Genomic DNA, 17,463 nt, shown 5'->3' on the forward strand with positions numbered 1-17,463 from the left:
GATTCGTAGTCCTGCCCGCTGGTACACCCCTTCAACTGCCAACAATGAAGGTAAAGCTGCCCGTTGTTGCCAAGCCCCACCTGATACACGTCAACGATTCGCGGCTCGCAGCCTTTAAGCTGGTTCAGGCGAGGACGAGGAGTGATTTTTTTATGCTGGCGCTTTCGATATCGTGGTTTCTTCAAAGGTTAAGGTTTGAAACCACCCATGGCCAGAATTGTTTCAGTCAAGGGCATTTAACTTTTTCTCGGCCACCTCGAATGGAATGCACCATTTGGCTTGGCAAGCAAGATACACATCCGCGACCTGTTAGCAGATCGATACATACAAAAAGCCCCGCAGTTTTCTGCGGGGCTCTAGTAATTTGAATGAGCCGGGGCTCCGCAAGTTCGACGCTCAAATAGGTCCACTGGACCTATTTTCAGTCGCGTCTCACCCCTTCTCGTCGATGATCTTGACGAGGTGCGGAATGCTGTCGACCATGCCGCGGACACTTGGTGTGTCTTCCAGCTCGCGCTCACGGTTCATCTTGTTCAGGCCGAGACCAACGAGCGTTGCGCGCTGTTTGGCTGGGCGGCGGATCGGGGAGCCGATCTGTTTGACGACGATTGTTTTTGCCATTGCTCAAATCTCCTTAGGCGTCAGCAGCAGGCGCTTCGGCCTCGGCAGCAGGCGCTGCCTCTTTGTTCAGGATCTCAGCCACTTTTTTACCACGACGCTGTGCGACGTTGCGTGGGCTCTGAGATTTGGTCAGGCCGTCGATGGTTGCACGGATCATGTTGTATGGGTTGGCAGATCCGACGGATTTGGACACAACATCCTGTACGCCGAGCATCTCAAAAACGGCACGCATTGGACCACCCGCGATGATCCCTGTACCGACTGGCGCTGTGCGCATAATGACTTTACCCGCACCGTGACGCCCTTCGATGTCGTGGTGCAATGTGCGGCCGTCGCGCAGGGGTACGCGGACCATCTGACGCTTGGCTTGTTCTGTCGCCTTGCGGATCGCCTCAGGCACCTCTTTCGCTTTACCTTTGCCGAATCCGACTCGACCTTTCTGGTCACCGACAACGACGAGGGCTGCGAAGCCGAAGTTCTTACCACCCTTTGTGGTCTTGGACACCCGGTTGATAGCGACTAGGCGGTCTGCAAACTCAGGCGCTTGCTCTTCACGATTGCGGCCCCGGCCGCGGTTTTCACGTTCTGCCATTCCTGGCGTCCTTTCTATATTGGCCTTGCGGCCTGTTGTTCCGATCGCAGTGAGGGATCACACCCTCCCCGATCATCGAGGGCGCGAACCACTGGTCCGCGCCCTTCAACGGTTTAGAGTTTCAAACCACCTTCACGGGCAGCGTCAGCCAAAGCCTTGACCTTACCGTGAAAGAGAAAGCCGCCGCGGTCAAAATACGCAACTTCGACGCCTGCTTTCTTCGCACGCTCTGCAATGGCAGCGCCCACTTTGGAAGCAGCTTCGATATTGTTTTTGCCGACAACGCCTAGTGCCTTCTCTTGAGAAGACGCGGAGGCGATTGTTACACCATTCGTATCGTCGATCAGCTGAACGCTGATGTTCTTGTTAGAACGGTGCACGGACAAACGCGGACGACCCACGTTTGCAGTGACTTTCTTGAGTTTGTTCCGAACGCGCAGACGGCGCTTAAGGAACAGTGTTCGCTTAGAATTTGCCATATCTTACGGTCCTTACTTCTTCTTGCCTTCTTTGCGGAAGATGTATTCGTCCTTGTACTTGATGCCTTTACCTTTGTAGGGCTCTGGCTTACGCCATTCGCGGATGTTTGCCGCAACCTGGCCAACAAGCTGTTGGTCGATACCTTCCACAGTGATTTCAGTTGGCTTGGCAGCTGTCACTGTCACGCCTGCTGGAACCTCGAAGTTCACGTCGTGTGAGTAGCCTAGAGACAGCTTCAGGGTGTTGCCCTGCATCTGTGCACGGTAACCAACACCGTTGATCTCAAGCTCTTTCTTGAAACCATCAGTGACACCGACAACCAAGTTCTGAACCTGCGTGCGGGACATACCCCACTGCTGGCGTGCGCGCTTGGATTTGCCGCGTGGGTCAACTTTGACCGCGTTTTCTTCGACTGTGATTGTCACATCGTCAGTTGCTGTGAAGCTGCGGGTACCTTTCGGACCTTTCACTTCGATCGTCTGACCGGAGACTGATGCTGTCACACCAGAGGGCAGGTCGACCGGTTTTTTACCAATACGAGACATGGTAGCCCCCTTAGAAGATTGTGCAGAGCACTTCGCCGCCAACGTTGGCCGCACGTGCTTTTGCATCAGACATCACACCTTTGGAGGTGGAGACAATCGACACGCCCAAGCCCTGACGGACTTCTGGGATGTCATTGGCGCCAAGGTACACGCGACGGCCAGGCTTTGAGACCCGCTTGAGTTCGCGAATAACTGGAACACCTTCATGGTACTTCAGTTCGATGCGCAGGGCTGGGTGACCATCCTTGCCATCTACTTGCTCGTAGCCGCGTATGTAGCCTTCGTCGGCCAGAACGTCGAGAACACGTGCGCGCAGTTTGGACGCAGGTGTTTCCACGTCAGATTTGCCCCGCAAGTGGCTATTGCGGATACGTGTGAGCATATCACCGATAGGATCGTTCATAATTTACTCTCCCTTACCAGCTTGACTTGACCATGCCAGGAATCTCACCGTTGGAACCAAGGTCCCGCAGGGCGATCCGGCTGATCTTCAGTTTACGGTAGTAGGCGTGTGGACGCCCGGTGAGCTGACAACGGTTGTGAAGACGCGTTGCAGAAGAGTTGCGAGGCAGTTTTGCCAATTCAAGGCTGGCCTTGAAACGCTGTTCTACAGGCTTCTCTTGGTCGTTGATGATTGCCTTCAACGCGGCACGCTTTTCAGCATACTTAGCGACGAGGCGTTCGCGCTTTTTCTCGCGCTCGATCATGGATTTTTTAGCCATATCTGTTTCTCCTCGAACGCTTAGCTGTTAAACGGCATGTTGAAATGCTTCAACAGGCTCTTCGCTTCAGCGTCGGTTGATGCGTTAGTGCAGATCACGATGTCCATGCCCCAGTTCTCATCGATCTTGTCGAAGTCGATCTCTGGGAAGACGAGGTGCTCTTTGATGCCCATGGCGTAGTTGCCGCGACCATCGAAGGATTTGCCGGACACGCCGCGGAAGTCACGAATACGTGGCATGGCGATGGTGATCAAACGCTCCAAGAATTCGTACATCCGGTCGCCGCGCAGGGTCACTTTCGCGCCCAGTGGCATACCTTCACGCACCCGGAAGCCCGCGATGGATTTGGATGCGCGTGTTGTCAGCGCCTTTTGACCTGCAATCGCTGTCAGATCTTCAACGGCGGATTTTGCTTTCTTGCTGTCTTTGACAGCTTCTGCGCCACAACCGATGTTGAGAACGATCTTTTCAAGCTTTGGGATCTGCATGTCGTTCTTGTAAGAGAACTCTTCCTTTAGAACGGCGCGGATCTTGTCCGTGTATTCGCTCTTCAAGCGGGGGGTGTAGTTTGCTGAATCAAGCATTAGATCGCATCCCCTGTTGTCTTGGCGAAGCGGACCTTCTTGTCGCCATCCATGCGGAAGCCAACGCGGGAAGGTTTGCCGTTCTTGTCGACAATCGCCAGGTTGCTAAGGTCAATCGGCATCGCCTGCGGCGTGCGACCACCCTGAGAGTTCTGTGTTTGCTTCTGGTGACGGATCGCGATGTTCACGCCATCCACAATCGCCTTGCCAGCCTTTGGATTGACAGAAGCGATCGTGCCCTTCTTGCCTTTGTCCTTACCAGCCAGAACGACAACTTCATCACCTTTACGGAGTTTCGCAGCCATGGTTACAGCACCTCCGGAGCGAGTGAGATGATTTTCATGAAGTTCTTACCGCGCAATTCACGCACAACTGGGCCAAAGATACGTGTACCAATCGGCTCGTTGTTGTTGTTGAGGATCACCGCCGCGTTTTTGTCAAAACGAATGGACGTGCCGTCTTCGCGACGAACTTCTTTTGCAGTGCGCACGACGACGGCTTTACGCACGTCCCCTTTTTTCACGCGACCGCGTGGAATGGCTTCCTTCACCGATACGACAATAATGTCACCGACACTCGCGTACCGACGGTGGGAACCACCCAGAACCTTGATGCACTGAACACGGCGTGCGCCGCTGTTATCAGCAACATCCAGATTGGTCTGCATCTGGATCATTTGGTTTCCTTCCGACCTATGGGGTATGTCCCGATTTCTGTCCGGGGCCCCAGGGTTTCGATTAAACTGGAGTCAGCGCCTTAGGAGGCGATAACCTCCCAGCGTTTGGTTTTCGACTTTGGTGCACATTCCTGAATGCGGACTTTGTCACCAACGTTGAATGCGTTATTCTCGTCGTGAGCGCGATACTTCTTCGACTTACGAACAGTTTTCGCCAGCAGCGGGTGCTTGAAGCGGCGTTCGACCAGAACAGTCACAGTTTGTTGGTTCTGGTTGGATGTCACAACACCCTGCAGGATACGCTTAGGCATACTATTAAGCCTCCTTCGCGGCCGCTGCGGCCTTTTCGTTCAAGATTGTCTTCACACGCGCCGCATTGCGACGTGCGTTGCGCATCCCGGCTGTATTCTCCATCTGACCTGTCGCTTGCTGGAAGCGCAGGTTGAAGGATTCTTTTTTCAGATTTGCCAGCTCATCACGAAGCTGATCGGGAGTTTTCTCCCGCAGTTCCTTGGCGTCCATCGCCCTTTTCCTTTCAACATCACTGGCAGGCCCTTCGGAAGGTCACCTGGTTCCCAGTGGAGTGGTACCGAGGTGCGCCGTATAGGAGGGTTTGGGGGATGTGGCAAGGGGATTGTTACCTTTGCGAAAAGAAAACACCTTTTTGGCGATAAGCCTACGATACATAAACCATCAGAACGAAAAATCGCATCCAATGACCAAAAATAATGACTACGCTAGACAGCCTGATACGAACCCAATTGATATAGAGGAACTTTACCAACATTACGTTGCGAGAATTGTGAAGGAATTAGAGACGTCCCGAGCTAGAGTATCGCGATTTTTCCTTTTCAATGGAATTCTCCTGTCGGCTATCGCTTTGTTTGGCGATCTCGATAAAAATGATCCTTTGAGTTGGCTCTTGCTACTACTATGACCAATTGCGGGTATCGTTTCCTCCTTTACCGTCGAGGATAGTTTGAAAGCTTCACAAGCGACTCGCGATGAAATCAACGCTTTTTGGAGGCAGCAAGGACGGACTGACGACTTCCCACCATTCTATGCCAGTCAACAAGCTAGCGACCAAGGGCGAAAATCTTTGAACCGCTTGCCGCTAACAATTCGTTGCCTTTGGACATTATTGCTTATCGGCGTCGTGGCAATGTTGCTGCCATTGGATTGCTTGGAATTGTTCATGCGGCATTGCCTTACGAACAACTGAGTTAGACGGAACTATATAGGTGCACAGCATTGAAGATCGAATTTCTCGCATTGCCAATGATCATAGATTAAGCATGTAGACATGACCTCTACATCCCTCTTCTCCACCCGCCTTTATCACGCCAAACTCAACGATCACGGCGCCATCGATCCTGATGAGCTGACCGCCAACTGCTATGGCATTGCGGAGGATGACGAGGCGGGGCATGAGTGGTGCGAGCGGGAGGGGTTTCCGGGGTATACGTCTTATGCCTCCCTCACCGACCTGCCGTGGCGGTCGCCGATTTTTGCAGATGTGGTCAAGGCGCTCGACGCGCATGTGGCGGCGTTTGCCAAGGATTGCGCGTTTGATCTGGGCGACAAGGAGCTGATGCTGGAGGATATCTGGATCAACATCCTGCCCCCCGGTGGTATTCACACCGGCCATATTCACCCGCATTCGGTGATCTCGGGCACCACTTATGTGGCCCTGCCCGAAGGCTCCGCCGCGATCAAATACGAAGACCCGCGCCTCCCCATGATGATGGCCGCCCCACCCCGCCTGAAAGACGCGCCCGAAGAGTTGCGCCAGTTCATCTATGTCAAACCAGTAGTGGGGGATGTGCTGCTCTGGGAAAGCTGGCTGAGGCATGAGGTGCCGATGAACGAGGCGGAAGAGGACGACCGCATTTCGATCAGCTTTAATTATAGCTGGGGGTGACCTTGCTTTTGCGCATGAGAGCAACGCGCTGATTGCGTCCGGATCGAGCCGAAGGCGCCGGACCAACACCTGCACGTCCCGGCGGGCTGGTGTTTTGGGCGCTGTCGGTATCAGAAATTCTGCGGAATGTTTTTGGTTGCCATTAAGTTCTGTCGAATGGATGTGGAGACACCATCCCACGGGCGGGAGTTGGCCTGGCTTCAGGCAGCACGCGGACCTCAGGGGTGGGTACGAAGCAGCTTCCCCTCGGGGGGAGGGTGAGGGCCGTCTTGGAAATCGTCCAGTGGGCGATTTCAGGGCTGAACGGGCGGGGCCTCGGCCCGTCCGCTGCCCGGCGATGCCGGCCGGGGTAATTCATTACTATTAGACACAAAAGAAAACCCCCACCAATTTCTCAGCGGAGGATCTCAAATTCTACCGGGTCGGGCTGCAATTGGCTTTGCCAATCGCTTTCCCCTGCTCCATCAAACTATGTTTGACGATTTACCAATCTTCCCGAACAACTGTGCGTGTCTTAATCGGCAGCTTCATCGCAGCAAGACGCAGGGCTTCGCGGGCGATAGGCTCTGGCACGCCGTCGATCTCGAACATGATGCGGCCGGGTTTGACCTTGGCTGTCCAACGATCCACGGAACCTTTACCTTTACCCATCCGCACTTCGATCGGCTTGGCCGAAACGGGCACGTCTGGGAAGATGCGGATCCATACACGGCCCTGACGCTTCATCTGACGCGTCATGGCACGACGAGCGGCTTCGATCTGACGGGCGGAGATACGCTCAGGCTCAAGAGCCTTCAGACCATATGTTCCGAAGTTCAGATCTGATCCACCTTTGGCCTCACCTTTGATGCGGCCTTTGTGCATTTTGCGGAATTTTGTACGCTTTGGCTGTAGCATTGATCAGCCCTCCTTAACGACGGCCGCCGCGAGGGACAGCACCCTCTTGCAGCTCAGCGTTTTTACGGTCGCGCGCTTGTGGATCGTGCTCCATGATCTCGCCTTTGAAGATCCAGACCTTGATCCCGATGATGCCGTAAGGTGTCATCGCTTCATAGTGCGCATAGTCGATGTCGGCACGCAGCGTGTGAAGTGGCACGCGGCCTTCGCGGTACCATTCTGTCCGTGCAATCTCTGCACCGCCCAGACGACCCGCGACGTTCACCCGGATACCCAGGGCGCCCATACGCATGGAGTTCTGTACCGCGCGCTTCATTGCACGACGGAAAGACACACGACGCTCAAGCTGCTGACCAATATTTTCAGCAACCAAGGCTGCGTCCAACTCTGGCTTGCGGACTTCGACGATGTTCAGGTGCAGCTCAGAATCTGTCAGTTCAGACAGCTTCTTGCGCAGGCCTTCAATGTCGGCGCCTTTCTTGCCAATGATCACACCCGGACGTGCTGCGTGGATTGTCACGCGGCATTTCTTGTGAGGGCGTTCGATGATGACACGGCTGATGCCGGACTGACGGCATTCTTTCTTGATGAAATCCTTCATTGCCAAGTCTTCCAACAAAAGATCACCGTAGTCTTTGGTGTCTGCGTACCAGCGGCTGTCCCAGGTGCGGTTGACCTGCAGACGCATGCCGACGGGATTTACTTTGTTACCCATTATGCTTGCTCCTCGACCTGACGCACCTTGATGGTGATTTCCGCGAACGGCTTAATGATCTTACCAAAACGGCCACGGGCCCGTGGGCGACCGCGCTTCATGGTCAGATTTTTGCCGACATAGGCTTCGGCAACAACCAATTCATCAACGTCCAGGTTGTGATTGTTCTCAGCGTTGGCGATGGCGGACTGAAGGCATTTCTTCACATCCACTGCGATCCGCTTTTTGGAGAAAGTCAGGTCAGTCAGAGCCTGCTCAACTTTCTTCCCACGGATCAAGCCAGCGACGAGGTTCAGTTTCTGCGGCGACGTTTTCAGCATGCGCAACTTGGCCATTGCTTCGTTGTCAGCCACGCGGCGTGGATTCTTACCCTTGCTCATGACTATTTCCGCTTCGCTTTTTTGTCAGCCGCGTGACCGTAGTAGGTCCGCGTTGGTGAGTATTCACCAAACTTCTGGCCGATCATTTCTTCGGATACGTTGACAGGAATGTGCTTCTTGCCGTTGTACACACCAAAGGTGAGGCCAACGAACTGAGGCAGGATTGTCGAACGGCGTGACCAAATCTTGATCACTTCGTTGCGGCCGCTTTCGCGGGCAGCTTCGGCTTTCTTCAACACATAGGCGTCGACGAAAGGACCTTTCCATACGGAACGAGCCATAATTAGCGACCCTTCTTCTTGGCGTGTCTGGAGCGGATGATCAGCTTCTGAGACGCTTTGTTCTTGTTGCGTGTACGCTTACCCTTGGTGTCTTTGCCCCAAGGTGTCACAGGCGTACGACCACCAGATGTGCGGCCTTCACCACCACCGTGCGGGTGGTCGATCGGGTTCATCGCAACACCACGGACAGACGGGCGAACGCCCTTGTGGCGCATACGACCGGCTTTGCCGTAGTTCTGGTTAGAGTTGTCTGGGTTCGAAACCGCACCAACCGTCGCCATGCATTCCTGACGAACAAGGCGCAGCTCGCCAGAGGAGAGACGGATCTGCGCGTAGCCACCGTCACGACCAACGAATTGGGCGTATGTACCAGCAGCACGTGCGATCTGACCACCTTTGCCGGGCTTCAGCTCGATGTTATGAACGATTGTCCCGATCGGCATGCCCGAGAATGGCATCGCGTTACCGGGCTTGATGTCTGCTTTCGCAGCGGAAACCACCTTGTCACCAACAGCCAAACGCTGTGGGGCAAGGATGTAATTCTGTGTGCCGTCTTCGTACTGAATGAGCGCGATGAAGGCTGTGCGGTTCGGGTCATATTCAATCCGCGCCACAACAGCAGGCATATCCTGCTTGGTGCGTTTGAAATCGACGATGCGGTAAAGACGCTTTGCGCCACCGCCAATACGACGCGAGGTGATCCGTCCGGTATTGTTCCGACCGCCCGACTTGGTCAAACCCTGTGTGAGGGCCTTGACTGGACGTCCTTTCCAAAGCTCCGAACGGTCGATCAGCACCAGCCCACGCTGGCCCGGCGTCGTCGGTTTATACGACTTGAGTGCCATGTTAGCTTCTTCCGTTTGCTTGGCGGGGTCAGAGGACCCCTATGTGGTGAAGGCCCCCGTAGGTGCCCATTTTTTTAAACCACGACACCCCGGACGAATCCGGGGTGCTGTGGTCGGGCGGTGTATAGGGAGGTTGGGGGTGTGTGGCAAGGGGGTTGTCGTTGGTGGCGTGATCTAAGTGATCTACTGGGGGCCGTTCAACGGCTGGCAGTTCCAGAGCTTGCTCTTCGCGTTGGGTGCCTTCTTTGCCTTCCGCGAGAATGGCAACGTGAAAGGGCGGAGCCTGATCTAAGCGGCCCTACACCAAGTGACGAAGCCCCCACACGCCGGGGCTTTTTTATGTCTAGTGTCGGAAGATATTCTCGAACTTCTACCCGCGGGCCAATTCATCGACAAGCTTATCGAGGTAGCGAATTTCCTGCATGAGCGGGTCTTCGATCTCTTCCACCCTATGGCCGCAGACGACGCCTTTGATCAGTTTGCGGTTCGGATTCTTGGCAGGGGCTTGGTCGAAGAAGGTCTCGAAATCGCGCTGATCTTCCAGCGCCTCCGTCAATCCAGCCGCATCATAGCCGGTCAGCCAGTGGATGATTTCATCAAGCTGGGCTTTGGTCCGGTCCTTCTTTTCGACCTTGTTGACGTAGTGCGGGTAGACGCTGGCGAAGCTCATTTTGAAGATTTTGTGCGTCATGGTGCGGCCCTCCCCCGCACAGGATAGGCCGTAATGCCGCGCAACTCAAACGACGGAAGTGCCTTCCAGCCGTGCCTCCGCCTCCTCCACTTGGTCGAGGGGGAATGCTTCAATGTCCAATCCAGGGATCAGGGCGCCATCGAGCTCTGACGCGGTGCGCAACCACGCGATATCAGTGCAGACCGCGCATTTGTCGAAGCGGCCGAGCAAGCTGAAGAGTTTTGGCAGATAGCCCAGCTCGACGCCCAGCGCGCCCAATGTTGGCATGGCGCATGGCCTCGGAGGCGAGCTCACCTTCAAGCGATATGTCGAGGCGGTTTGCGGATGGTTTGGTGACTTTGAACATGGAGAAATCTCCTTCGCTGTTGGGCGGAGGATATAATTTCAGCGGGCCGTCAATTTGATTTGGGTCAAAAAACGCAAAACGACGGCCCAGTAGGACCACCGTTTTGAAGTATGTCAGAAGGGTTAGACCTTACGGCGCTTCAGCCCTGCAAGACCGCCCAAACCGACAAGGAGCAGAACGCCCGCTGCAGGTACAGGCACGGGCGTAGGTGTCGCATTCACAAGGTTCTGGCGGCGGTGCGCAGCTGTGCTTTCCAGATAAATAAGGTCAAAGACGCTTGGCCCAGAATAGGTCAACGCGGCAGAAAGATAGTCGGACGCCAAGGTCTCAACTGCTGAATTGCTAGAGGATGCTTGAAAGGGGCCTGTGTCGATGTTCATGTCGACGTCATGGATCACTCCCCACAGCGCCAGTTGGAAGGGGGCTGAGGCTTCGGCTGAAACCGTGACCGCATCGCCGAAGTTCGCGTTAAAGATCGAGGACAGGCGGGCCATGCTATCCGGCAGCGGGCTTTGACGGCCGTTCTGGAATGGGGTGTCGGTCTCTTCGTGTTCATGTGTGCCGGAGGAGCCGAGGTAAGCGCAAAGGTCGAGGCACCATGCGATAAAGCTGCCAAAACCGCTTGGGCCAGTATCTTCCATCTGGAAGCCGCCTGCGTTGACGGTGTGGTCATTGCCAGCAACGGTCACAGGCACGGCGTCGATCGTGACGACGCGGTAGCCGGAGACGGAGCCAACATATGTAAGGTCGAGTGTCCCTGCGTTTGCTGCTGGTGCCGCGAGCAATGTCGCCAAAGACAAGATTAGTCGGCGTTTCATCGGCAAAACCCTTTCAATCGTTAATCAGCTGCGCCCACCCAGTGTCTTGGCACAGTTACGCCCCCTCTACGCCACATTTGGGCGGATAGAAAAAGGGGGAAAACTCACAAAACAGGGAACGAATACGTCAAAATGATGGCTACTTTAGTTAGCTTTGTGAAAGAATTGGTGAAATGTGGCACGTAGCAGCAGGAATAATGCGTCTGTCAAATCGGCAATGAAAAAGGGCCCGCAGCATCGCCACGGGCCATTTGTCAATCTGTCTCAGGTCGGTTTAGAGACCTGTGCTTACGTCAATCGTGTTACCCTCTTCGAGCGTCACATAAGCTTTTTTGACGTCCTTACGGTTGCCCAGCTGGCCACGGAAACGCTTGACCTTGCCTTTGGTGATTGTCGTGTTGACCGCTTTCACCTTTACACCAAAGAGCGCTTCAACAGCTTCTTTGATCATGGGCTTGTTGCTGTCGATCGCGACTTCGAAAACCACTGCGCCGTTCTCGGACGCCATTGTGGATTTCTCGGTGATGATCGGCTTACGGATCACGTCGTAGTGTTCTGCCTTGGCACTCATTTCAAGCGAGCCTCCAGTGCTTCGACGCCCGCCTTGGTGACAACGAGGGTGTCGCTTTTCAGGATGTCGTAGACGTTTGCACCCACTGTTGGGAGCACGTCGACGCCATTGAGGTTGGCTGCAGCCGCTGCGAAATTCTCGTTCACTGCTGCGTCGATGACCAAAACCCGCTTCCAGCCGAGGTCTTTCACCTGCTTGGCCAGTGCGCTTGTCTTTGCGTCTTTCATGTCAGCATTGTCGAGGATTACCAGCTCCCCCGCTGCAACTTTTGCAGACAGCGCGTGCTTCAGGCCCAGCTTGCGGAACTTTTTTGTCAGGTTGTGACCGTGACTGCGCGGTGTTGGGCCTTTGTAGATACCACCCTTGCGGAAAATCGGCGCGTTGCGGTCACCGTGGCGTGCGCCGCCGGTGCCTTTTTGACGATAAATCTTCTTGGTGGAGTAGCTGGTTTCAGAGCGTGTCTTCACCTTGTGTGTGCCAGCCTGCGCATTATTGCGCTGCCAACGGACCACACGGTGCAGAATGTCTGCGCGTGGCTCAAGACCGAAGATCGCGTCGTCGAGATCGACGGAACCTGCTTTCTTGCCGTCGAGTTTGATAGCATCAGCTTTCATCGGCTTCGCCTCCTTCTGCTGGAGCTTCGGTTGCAGCGTCAGCCTCAGCAACTTCCATTGCGGCCTGCTCTGCTTCTACTGCGGCCTTTGCTGCTGCTTCTTCCTCTGCAGCGGCGGCGGCAGCGGCTTCTTCCTCTGCAGCGGCGGCGGCAGCGGCTTCTTCAGCGGCTTTCTCTGCTTCTGCTTCGGCAGACTTCAGGGCTGCCGGGTAGATCACGTTTTCGGGCAACGGCTTTTTGACCGCGTCTTTGATTGTGACCCAGCCACCTTTGGAGCCTGGAACAGCGCCTTTGACCATGATCAGACCACGGTCGGCGTCTGTGCGCACGACTTGCAAGTTCTGCGTTGTAACTTTTGCCGCACCCATGTGACCCGCCATCTTCTTACCTTTGAAGACTTTGCCTGGATCCTGACACTGACCCGTGGAGCCGTGCGAACGGTGGGAGATAGACACACCGTGTGTCGCGCGCAAACCACCGAAGTTATGGCGCTTCATCGCACCTGCGAAACCTTTACCGATCGACGTGCCGGAGACGTCAACGTATTGGCCTTCGAAGTAATGGTTTGCAGAGAACTCTTCACCAACCTCGATGAGGTTTTCAGGTGCCACGCGGAATTCAGCAACCTTGCGTTTTGGTTCGACCTTCGCAGCTGCGAAGTGACCACGCATGGCTTTGGATGTGCGCTTGGCTTTTGCAGCACCGGCGCCAAGCTGAACAGCGGAGTAGCCGTCCTTCTCAACAGTGCGCTGTGCGACAACCTGGAGGTTTTCGAGCGAAAGAACGGTGACAGGAACCTGCTTTCCGTCTTCCATGAAAAGCCGGGTCATGCCGACTTTCTTTGCAATCAATCCGGAACGGAGCATCAAGGACCCTCCTTAAACGGAAATCTGAACGTCAACACCTGCCGCAAGGTCGAGCTTCATCAGCGCGTCAACGGTTTGTGGTGTTGGATCAACGATGTCGAGAAGACGCTTGTACGTGCGGATCTCGAACTGATCACGGGATTTCTTGTCGATGTGTGGACCACGCAGAACGGTGAACTTCTCGATCTTGTTTGGAAGCGGGATTGGGCCGCGAACGGAAGCACCAGTACGTTTTGCTGTGGAGACGATTTCCTGAGTACTTGCATCAAGCACCCGGTAATCAAACGCCTTCAGGCGAATGCGGATGTTTTGGCTTTTAGCAGCCATGTCATCACCCCTTAAGCTAGGGCTTAGATCGGAGAGGAGGATACCGGCTCATTCCAAACCCTCATCGCGTCTTTGACCAATATAAAAAGGGCACGGCTGGCGCACCCTCATTGGATGTGCGTCGTTTAGGGGGAGTCGGGGGTTGGTGCAAGTGTTTTTTCGATCAAAACATACTTAGGAAAGTTAAGTTTCCTGAAGGCGTTGAAGCCTTAGCGAGAGAGCCCTTGTAACTTTCTCCCCAATATCAAATTCAGAATTCACAAACCGGACCAAAAGCTCAGAAAGCAGAACTACTATCTTCGTGATTTTCTGCAAGCACTGTTACAAAAAGCTCGATGTGATGAAACGGTCCCGATCGAATTAATTTCATACCGTCCCGCTTCAAGTTTAATGCCAACGGAGTCGGGTGAGCACCCAAAGTGGAGAGCATCCGATATTGCGCCAAACGTCCACTTTTCTTGAAGCCGTCTCGCTTATCTAATGCTTTTCTGACGTCCACAGGTTTAAATTCTTTTCTGATCTCCTCCTGATTGGCGTTCAACCATTTTTCTTGGCCTCCCGGAACTTCCAAAAGGTAATCTAACAAAAACGGTGACTCCAAGCAGTCTCGTGAATACATTGCGAAACTGAGTAGTTGCCCGAACAAGCGGTACGGACGCTGTGAAGTGTCGCATCGAAAGTTCGAAGCAATAAGCCAACGATGGCAGTATGGCGAGCAGACTTTTTAGCCTTCTGGCGAACTACTTCACCAGTGTCCGAATAAACTTTAATTGTGCTCAAGTGGCCAGCTAGGTGCGGAATTTCAGCGATCTTCTCTGCAGACCAACTCATTTGCTCATCTCCTGCCGACCAGATGGACAGAAGGTTTGCTGGAATGACTGTTTTCCTTGGAAACTCAACGGGCGTCGATCTACTCCCCGTCTTCCATATCTGGATTCACACATTGTCGCACCCGTTGATTTGACCTAAACACCGCTCCATATCAAAGACGACCGGACAACACCCGGCCTTGGACGGAACAAGACCCATGACTTCCCGCACATTCATTCGCCACATCGTGTTCTTCAGCGCGAAGGACAAAGCGGACGTGGGCCGCATTGTGGATGGCCTGTCGGAGCTTGCGAAAATTCCGCATTCGGAGGTGTTTGAAGTCCGCCAGAACTCGCACCAAGACACGTGGTCGGATGAAATGGATGTCGTGGTTTACGGTGAGTTCAAGGATCAGGACGCGCTCAACGCTTACAAAGCGCATCCGATCTATCAGGAAGCGATCCGCGTTGTGCGGCCTTTGCGCGAATTGCGCATCGCGGCGGATATCTAAACCCTATGACGGGGACGGTTCTTTTCGACAAAGGCCCTTTGCAAATGGGGACGTTGTTTGAATTCCCCATCGACATCATTCGCGCCAATACGCCAGAGGAGGTTCCCGCCGCCTTGGACGCCATGCAAAAGGCGAAAGAGGATGGCAAATGGCTTGCAGGTTATGCTTCTTATGAGTTGGGCTATCTCTTCACCCCGCAGCTGGCCGAGATTCTCCCAGAAGATCGCACGGTGCCGTTCCTTTTGTTCGGTGTGTTCGAGCGTCCACGCCCTGACGATGAAACAGCAAAAGACGCGGCCACGCTGTCAGACACCACGCCAGTTTGGGACCTGGTGACCTACCGCACCGCCTATGACCAAGTGAAAGAGCATATCGCGGCGGGAGATTTCTATCAGGCCAACCTAACTTTCCCACTGAAAGCGACGCTGACCGGCGATCCTGCTGCGCTCTACCGCGATCTAAGAGAGAAACAGCCCGTGCCCCATGGTGCGATGGTCGATCTTGGTGGTCCGGTGATCCTCTCCCGCTCGCCCGAACTTTTCTTCCGCTCCACATCTGAGGGCGAACTGACCACGCGGCCGATGAAAGGCACCATCGCACGAGGCAAGTCGATCCAAGAGGATGTGGTCAATTCATCGTGGCTGCGACGCTCGGAGAAGAACCGTGCCGAGAACCTGATGATCGTGGACTTGCTGCGCAACGACATGAGCCGGATTTCCAAGATTGGCAGCGTGAAGGTGCCAGAGCTTTATACTGTTGAGAGCTATGCGACGGTGTATCAGATGACGTCCACCATTCGGTCGCAACTGTTGCAGGGCACAACAATCCCGCAGATTTTCGAGGCGCTCTTCCCCTGCGGCTCTGTCACTGGTGCGCCAAAGATCATGGCGATGACTGTGCTCCGGCGTTTGGAGCACGGGGCGCGAGATGTCTATTGCGGCTCCATCGGGTGGATCGCCCCTGATGGCGCGATGGAGTTCAATGTCGCCATCAGGACGCTTACCTGTTTTGGCGGGGGCAAGGTGCGGCTCAATGTCGGGGGCGGCATCGTCCATGACAGCGAGGGCAAGGATGAGTATGCGGAGGCGTTGCTGAAATCCGCCTTTGCCAAGCTCGACTAGACTATTTGTAGGTTTCCCGCCGCGCGCCGAAGGTAGCAACCCGTTTGCGCCAAACGCGGTAGCTGCCGGATTTCAGGTTTGACCGCATCAGCGCCTTCACCTCTTTCTCCTTCAGCCCGTATTCCCGTTCGATATCAGCAAAAGCCACATGATCGGAAAGCGCCATCTGGATGATGTCGCTCACGTGCTCAGGCCTCAGATCGGTGGTCTTGCCCATGGGATGCAGGTAGCGCCAGGCGGAGTTAGTTCAAGCGATGATGCAGGTGCAGAAAAATTTGCGTCAAACGTGGACGACCCCCCTCTTCTCCCCTAGATAACGGGGAAATCAGAAGGAGATGCGATGATGACTGCTGTGTTGAGCAAAGAAGCCGTTTTGGACTCGCAAAAGACGTGGGGGGACGGGATCGTCGCAATCTCAAAGGCCCACAGCGATGGGGGCGATTTCGAAGCGCGCGCGACGCAGCATATCAACACGCTTTATGCCTATGACATCGCGGATGTGATGTTCAAACCGACTCTGGCGGCGGAAAAGCAGTTTCGCGGCACGTTTGAAGAGGCCCTGGATTACTTCATCGGCAAAGAAGGCAGCGAAGACAGCGGTTTTGGAATCAAGGGCTGGACCAACGTGCGTTGGGAGAACACCGGTATTCATGTCGGTGGCGATGTGGCGATGGCGATGGGCAACTATTTCTTCACCGCACCGGATGGGTCCGACACCAAGGTGGAATACACCTTCGGCTACATCTTGGATGACGCGGGCAATGTGCGGATCGTGCTGCATCACTCCTCCCTGCCCTACGCGCCTGCGTAACTGCGGTCTTTGACATCAACATAAATTCTCGGTGAGTGGGGTCGTTCTGATCCCTGATGGAGGGCATATTGCGGGCAAGAGTTGATCCCGTAAGGAGCCCGCCGATGACACCGACACGCCGCGCTGTTCTGACCCTATTTGCCGCCGCCCCAATGGCTGCGATGACCGCGCAAGTCGCACATGCGCAAGGCACGCCGCCTGTTTATGCAGAGAGTGGGATTGCCATCGTTGGCAGTGACCCTGTAGCGTATTTCACCGAAAGCGCGCCAACGGTAGGCGATCCCGATATCACCTATGATTGGAACGGCGCGACATAGCGGTTTGTCAGTGCGGCGAACCGCGATGCGTTCGCCGCCAACCCAGAAGCCCATGCCTCGCAATACGGTGGCTATTGCGCCTCTGCGGTGAGTGAAGGCTACACCGCCTCCACCGTGCCGGAGGCCTGGCGAATCATGGATGGGAAACTCTACATCAATTTCTCACGTGGCATTCAACGACGTTTGGAGCGCGATATTCCAGGGCGGATTGCGACAGGCGATGCCAATTGGCCAGAAGTGTTGGGGTAGGTGAAAACCTAACCCCCTCTAAAGCAAAAGGCCGCTCTGGTGAGCGACCTTTCGTTTGGTTTTGTGTCGAAGATTAAGCAGTAATCTTAGAAACGACGCCGGCACCGACGGTGCGGCCGCCTTCGCGGATCGCGAAGCGTAGGCCTTCTTCCA

Annotated in this window: 31 protein-coding genes and 1 pseudogene; 6 read left to right on the forward strand and 26 right to left on the reverse strand. The window is 54.8% G+C overall.

Going from position 1 to position 17,463, the window contains the following annotated elements:
* Positions 1 to 432 precede the first annotated feature (432 nt).
* The 11 genes from rpmD to rpmC form a co-directional block, all read right to left on the reverse strand.
* Positions 433 to 621, reverse strand: a complete 189-nt coding sequence (gene rpmD / locus ACTF5F_RS11590; RefSeq protein WP_438957030.1) for a 50S ribosomal protein L30 — start codon at positions 619 to 621, stop codon at positions 433 to 435.
* A gap of 13 nt (positions 622 to 634) precedes the next feature.
* On the reverse strand, positions 635 to 1,213 hold the full coding sequence (rpsE, locus tag ACTF5F_RS11595) for a 30S ribosomal protein S5 (protein WP_438957031.1): 579 nt from the start codon (positions 1,211 to 1,213) through the stop codon (positions 635 to 637).
* A 113-nt stretch (positions 1,214 to 1,326) separates the two neighbouring features.
* Positions 1,327 to 1,692, reverse strand: a complete 366-nt coding sequence (gene rplR, locus ACTF5F_RS11600) for a 50S ribosomal protein L18 (RefSeq protein WP_438957032.1) — start codon at positions 1,690 to 1,692, stop codon at positions 1,327 to 1,329.
* A 12-nt stretch (positions 1,693 to 1,704) separates the two neighbouring features.
* A complete protein-coding gene (gene rplF / locus ACTF5F_RS11605; RefSeq protein ID WP_438957033.1) occupies positions 1,705 to 2,238 on the reverse strand; it encodes a 50S ribosomal protein L6 in 534 nt (177 codons plus the stop codon).
* A 10-nt stretch (positions 2,239 to 2,248) separates the two neighbouring features.
* Positions 2,249 to 2,641: a 30S ribosomal protein S8 gene (gene rpsH, locus ACTF5F_RS11610; RefSeq protein ID WP_438957034.1), complete on the reverse strand. Its 393-nt coding sequence runs from the start codon at positions 2,639 to 2,641 to the stop codon at positions 2,249 to 2,251.
* Positions 2,642 to 2,654: 13 nt separating this feature from the next.
* Positions 2,655 to 2,960, reverse strand: a complete 306-nt coding sequence (gene rpsN / locus ACTF5F_RS11615) for a 30S ribosomal protein S14 (RefSeq protein ID WP_438957035.1) — start codon at positions 2,958 to 2,960, stop codon at positions 2,655 to 2,657.
* Between the two features lie 20 nt (positions 2,961 to 2,980).
* Entirely contained in the window at positions 2,981 to 3,544 is a 564-nt protein-coding gene (rplE, locus tag ACTF5F_RS11620) for a 50S ribosomal protein L5 (RefSeq protein WP_438957036.1), read from the reverse strand.
* Positions 3,544 to 3,849, reverse strand: coding sequence for a 50S ribosomal protein L24 (rplX, locus tag ACTF5F_RS11625; RefSeq protein ID WP_438957037.1), 306 nt, complete (start codon positions 3,847 to 3,849; stop codon positions 3,544 to 3,546). The genes rplE and rplX overlap by 1 nt, the downstream gene beginning before the upstream one ends.
* 2 nt (positions 3,850 to 3,851) lie before the next feature.
* On the reverse strand, positions 3,852 to 4,220 hold the full coding sequence (gene rplN / locus ACTF5F_RS11630) for a 50S ribosomal protein L14 (RefSeq protein WP_438957038.1): 369 nt from the start codon (positions 4,218 to 4,220) through the stop codon (positions 3,852 to 3,854).
* Positions 4,221 to 4,300: 80 nt separating this feature from the next.
* Positions 4,301 to 4,531: a 30S ribosomal protein S17 gene (rpsQ, locus tag ACTF5F_RS11635; RefSeq protein ID WP_438957039.1), complete on the reverse strand. Its 231-nt coding sequence runs from the start codon at positions 4,529 to 4,531 to the stop codon at positions 4,301 to 4,303.
* Between the two features lie 4 nt (positions 4,532 to 4,535).
* On the reverse strand, positions 4,536 to 4,742 hold the full coding sequence (rpmC, locus tag ACTF5F_RS11640; RefSeq protein ID WP_438957040.1) for a 50S ribosomal protein L29: 207 nt from the start codon (positions 4,740 to 4,742) through the stop codon (positions 4,536 to 4,538).
* A 781-nt stretch (positions 4,743 to 5,523) separates the two neighbouring features.
* Here rpmC and ACTF5F_RS11645 point away from each other — a divergent pair.
* Positions 5,524 to 6,141: a TIGR02466 family protein gene (locus tag ACTF5F_RS11645; RefSeq protein WP_438957041.1), complete on the forward strand. Its 618-nt coding sequence runs from the start codon at positions 5,524 to 5,526 to the stop codon at positions 6,139 to 6,141.
* A 483-nt stretch (positions 6,142 to 6,624) separates the two neighbouring features.
* Here ACTF5F_RS11645 and rplP read toward each other — a convergent pair whose 3' ends face one another.
* From rplP to ACTF5F_RS11710, 13 genes are all read right to left on the reverse strand, one after another.
* Positions 6,625 to 7,038, reverse strand: a complete 414-nt coding sequence (rplP, locus tag ACTF5F_RS11650) for a 50S ribosomal protein L16 (RefSeq protein WP_438957042.1) — start codon at positions 7,036 to 7,038, stop codon at positions 6,625 to 6,627.
* 13 nt (positions 7,039 to 7,051) lie between these two features.
* Complete coding sequence (gene rpsC, locus ACTF5F_RS11655; RefSeq protein ID WP_438957043.1) at positions 7,052 to 7,753, reverse strand: 30S ribosomal protein S3; 702 nt, start codon at positions 7,751 to 7,753, stop codon at positions 7,052 to 7,054.
* Positions 7,753 to 8,133 (reverse strand): 50S ribosomal protein L22, encoded by a 381-nt coding sequence (gene rplV / locus ACTF5F_RS11660; RefSeq protein WP_438957044.1) that lies wholly within the window; start codon positions 8,131 to 8,133, stop codon positions 7,753 to 7,755. The genes rpsC and rplV overlap by 1 nt, the downstream gene beginning before the upstream one ends.
* A 2-nt stretch (positions 8,134 to 8,135) precedes the next feature.
* Positions 8,136 to 8,414 (reverse strand): 30S ribosomal protein S19, encoded by a 279-nt coding sequence (gene rpsS / locus ACTF5F_RS11665; RefSeq protein WP_438957045.1) that lies wholly within the window; start codon positions 8,412 to 8,414, stop codon positions 8,136 to 8,138.
* Between the two features lie 2 nt (positions 8,415 to 8,416).
* On the reverse strand, positions 8,417 to 9,259 hold the full coding sequence (gene rplB, locus ACTF5F_RS11670; RefSeq protein ID WP_438957046.1) for a 50S ribosomal protein L2: 843 nt from the start codon (positions 9,257 to 9,259) through the stop codon (positions 8,417 to 8,419).
* Between the two features lie 370 nt (positions 9,260 to 9,629).
* Positions 9,630 to 9,950: a DUF2200 domain-containing protein gene (locus ACTF5F_RS11675; protein ID WP_438957047.1), complete on the reverse strand. Its 321-nt coding sequence runs from the start codon at positions 9,948 to 9,950 to the stop codon at positions 9,630 to 9,632.
* 45 nt (positions 9,951 to 9,995) lie between these two features.
* Positions 9,996 to 10,217 (reverse strand): STAS/SEC14 domain-containing protein, encoded by a 222-nt coding sequence (locus ACTF5F_RS11680; protein WP_438957048.1) that lies wholly within the window; start codon positions 10,215 to 10,217, stop codon positions 9,996 to 9,998.
* A gap of 201 nt (positions 10,218 to 10,418) precedes the next feature.
* Positions 10,419 to 11,114, reverse strand: a complete 696-nt coding sequence (locus ACTF5F_RS11685; protein WP_438957049.1) for a VPLPA-CTERM sorting domain-containing protein — start codon at positions 11,112 to 11,114, stop codon at positions 10,419 to 10,421.
* A 274-nt stretch (positions 11,115 to 11,388) separates the two neighbouring features.
* Entirely contained in the window at positions 11,389 to 11,685 is a 297-nt protein-coding gene (locus ACTF5F_RS11690; protein ID WP_438957050.1) for a 50S ribosomal protein L23, read from the reverse strand.
* Entirely contained in the window at positions 11,682 to 12,299 is a 618-nt protein-coding gene (gene rplD, locus ACTF5F_RS11695) for a 50S ribosomal protein L4 (protein ID WP_438957051.1), read from the reverse strand. The genes ACTF5F_RS11690 and rplD overlap by 4 nt, the downstream gene beginning before the upstream one ends.
* Complete coding sequence (rplC, locus tag ACTF5F_RS11700; RefSeq protein WP_438957052.1) at positions 12,289 to 13,164, reverse strand: 50S ribosomal protein L3; 876 nt, start codon at positions 13,162 to 13,164, stop codon at positions 12,289 to 12,291. Before rplC ends, rplD begins: the two co-directional genes overlap by 11 nt.
* A gap of 12 nt (positions 13,165 to 13,176) precedes the next feature.
* A complete protein-coding gene (gene rpsJ / locus ACTF5F_RS11705) occupies positions 13,177 to 13,491 on the reverse strand; it encodes a 30S ribosomal protein S10 (RefSeq protein WP_438957053.1) in 315 nt (104 codons plus the stop codon).
* Between the two features lie 277 nt (positions 13,492 to 13,768).
* A complete protein-coding gene (locus tag ACTF5F_RS11710) occupies positions 13,769 to 14,077 on the reverse strand; it encodes a hypothetical protein (protein ID WP_438957054.1) in 309 nt (102 codons plus the stop codon).
* A 441-nt stretch (positions 14,078 to 14,518) separates the two neighbouring features.
* On the opposite strand from ACTF5F_RS11710, the gene ACTF5F_RS11715 reads away from it, so the two are divergent.
* Both ACTF5F_RS11715 and ACTF5F_RS11720 read left to right on the forward strand, forming a co-directional pair.
* The gene (locus ACTF5F_RS11715) at positions 14,519 to 14,812 is read left to right on the forward strand and encodes a Dabb family protein (protein ID WP_438957055.1); all 294 of its coding nucleotides are present in this window, start codon (positions 14,519 to 14,521) and stop codon (positions 14,810 to 14,812) included.
* A 5-nt stretch (positions 14,813 to 14,817) separates the two neighbouring features.
* Complete coding sequence (locus ACTF5F_RS11720; RefSeq protein ID WP_438957056.1) at positions 14,818 to 15,933, forward strand: aminodeoxychorismate synthase component I; 1,116 nt, start codon at positions 14,818 to 14,820, stop codon at positions 15,931 to 15,933.
* A 1-nt stretch (position 15,934) separates the two neighbouring features.
* Here ACTF5F_RS11720 and ACTF5F_RS11725 read toward each other — a convergent pair whose 3' ends face one another.
* Positions 15,935 to 16,150, reverse strand: a complete 216-nt coding sequence (locus ACTF5F_RS11725) for a TIGR03643 family protein (protein WP_438957057.1) — start codon at positions 16,148 to 16,150, stop codon at positions 15,935 to 15,937.
* 123 nt (positions 16,151 to 16,273) lie between these two features.
* On the opposite strand from ACTF5F_RS11725, the gene ACTF5F_RS11730 reads away from it, so the two are divergent.
* The 3 genes and pseudogenes from ACTF5F_RS11730 to ACTF5F_RS11740 all read left to right on the forward strand — a co-directional run.
* Entirely contained in the window at positions 16,274 to 16,744 is a 471-nt protein-coding gene (locus ACTF5F_RS11730) for a phosphoribosyl-AMP cyclohydrolase (RefSeq protein WP_438957058.1), read from the forward strand.
* A gap of 104 nt (positions 16,745 to 16,848) precedes the next feature.
* Positions 16,849 to 17,061: a hypothetical protein gene (locus ACTF5F_RS11735; RefSeq protein ID WP_438957059.1), complete on the forward strand. Its 213-nt coding sequence runs from the start codon at positions 16,849 to 16,851 to the stop codon at positions 17,059 to 17,061.
* A gap of 12 nt (positions 17,062 to 17,073) precedes the next feature.
* Positions 17,074 to 17,310, forward strand: a pseudogene (locus tag ACTF5F_RS11740) (YHS domain-containing (seleno)protein); the annotation flags it as partial.
* Positions 17,311 to 17,383: 73 nt separating this feature from the next.
* On the opposite strand, the gene ACTF5F_RS11745 reads toward ACTF5F_RS11740, so the two are convergent.
* The coding region (locus ACTF5F_RS11745; RefSeq protein WP_438957062.1) for a hypothetical protein at positions 17,384 to 17,463 on the reverse strand (80 nt) is incomplete at its 5' end.

Origin of the sequence: Cognatiyoonia sp., from assembly GCF_965661665.1 — a bacterium.
GTDB lineage: Bacteria > Pseudomonadota > Alphaproteobacteria > Rhodobacterales > Rhodobacteraceae > Cognatiyoonia.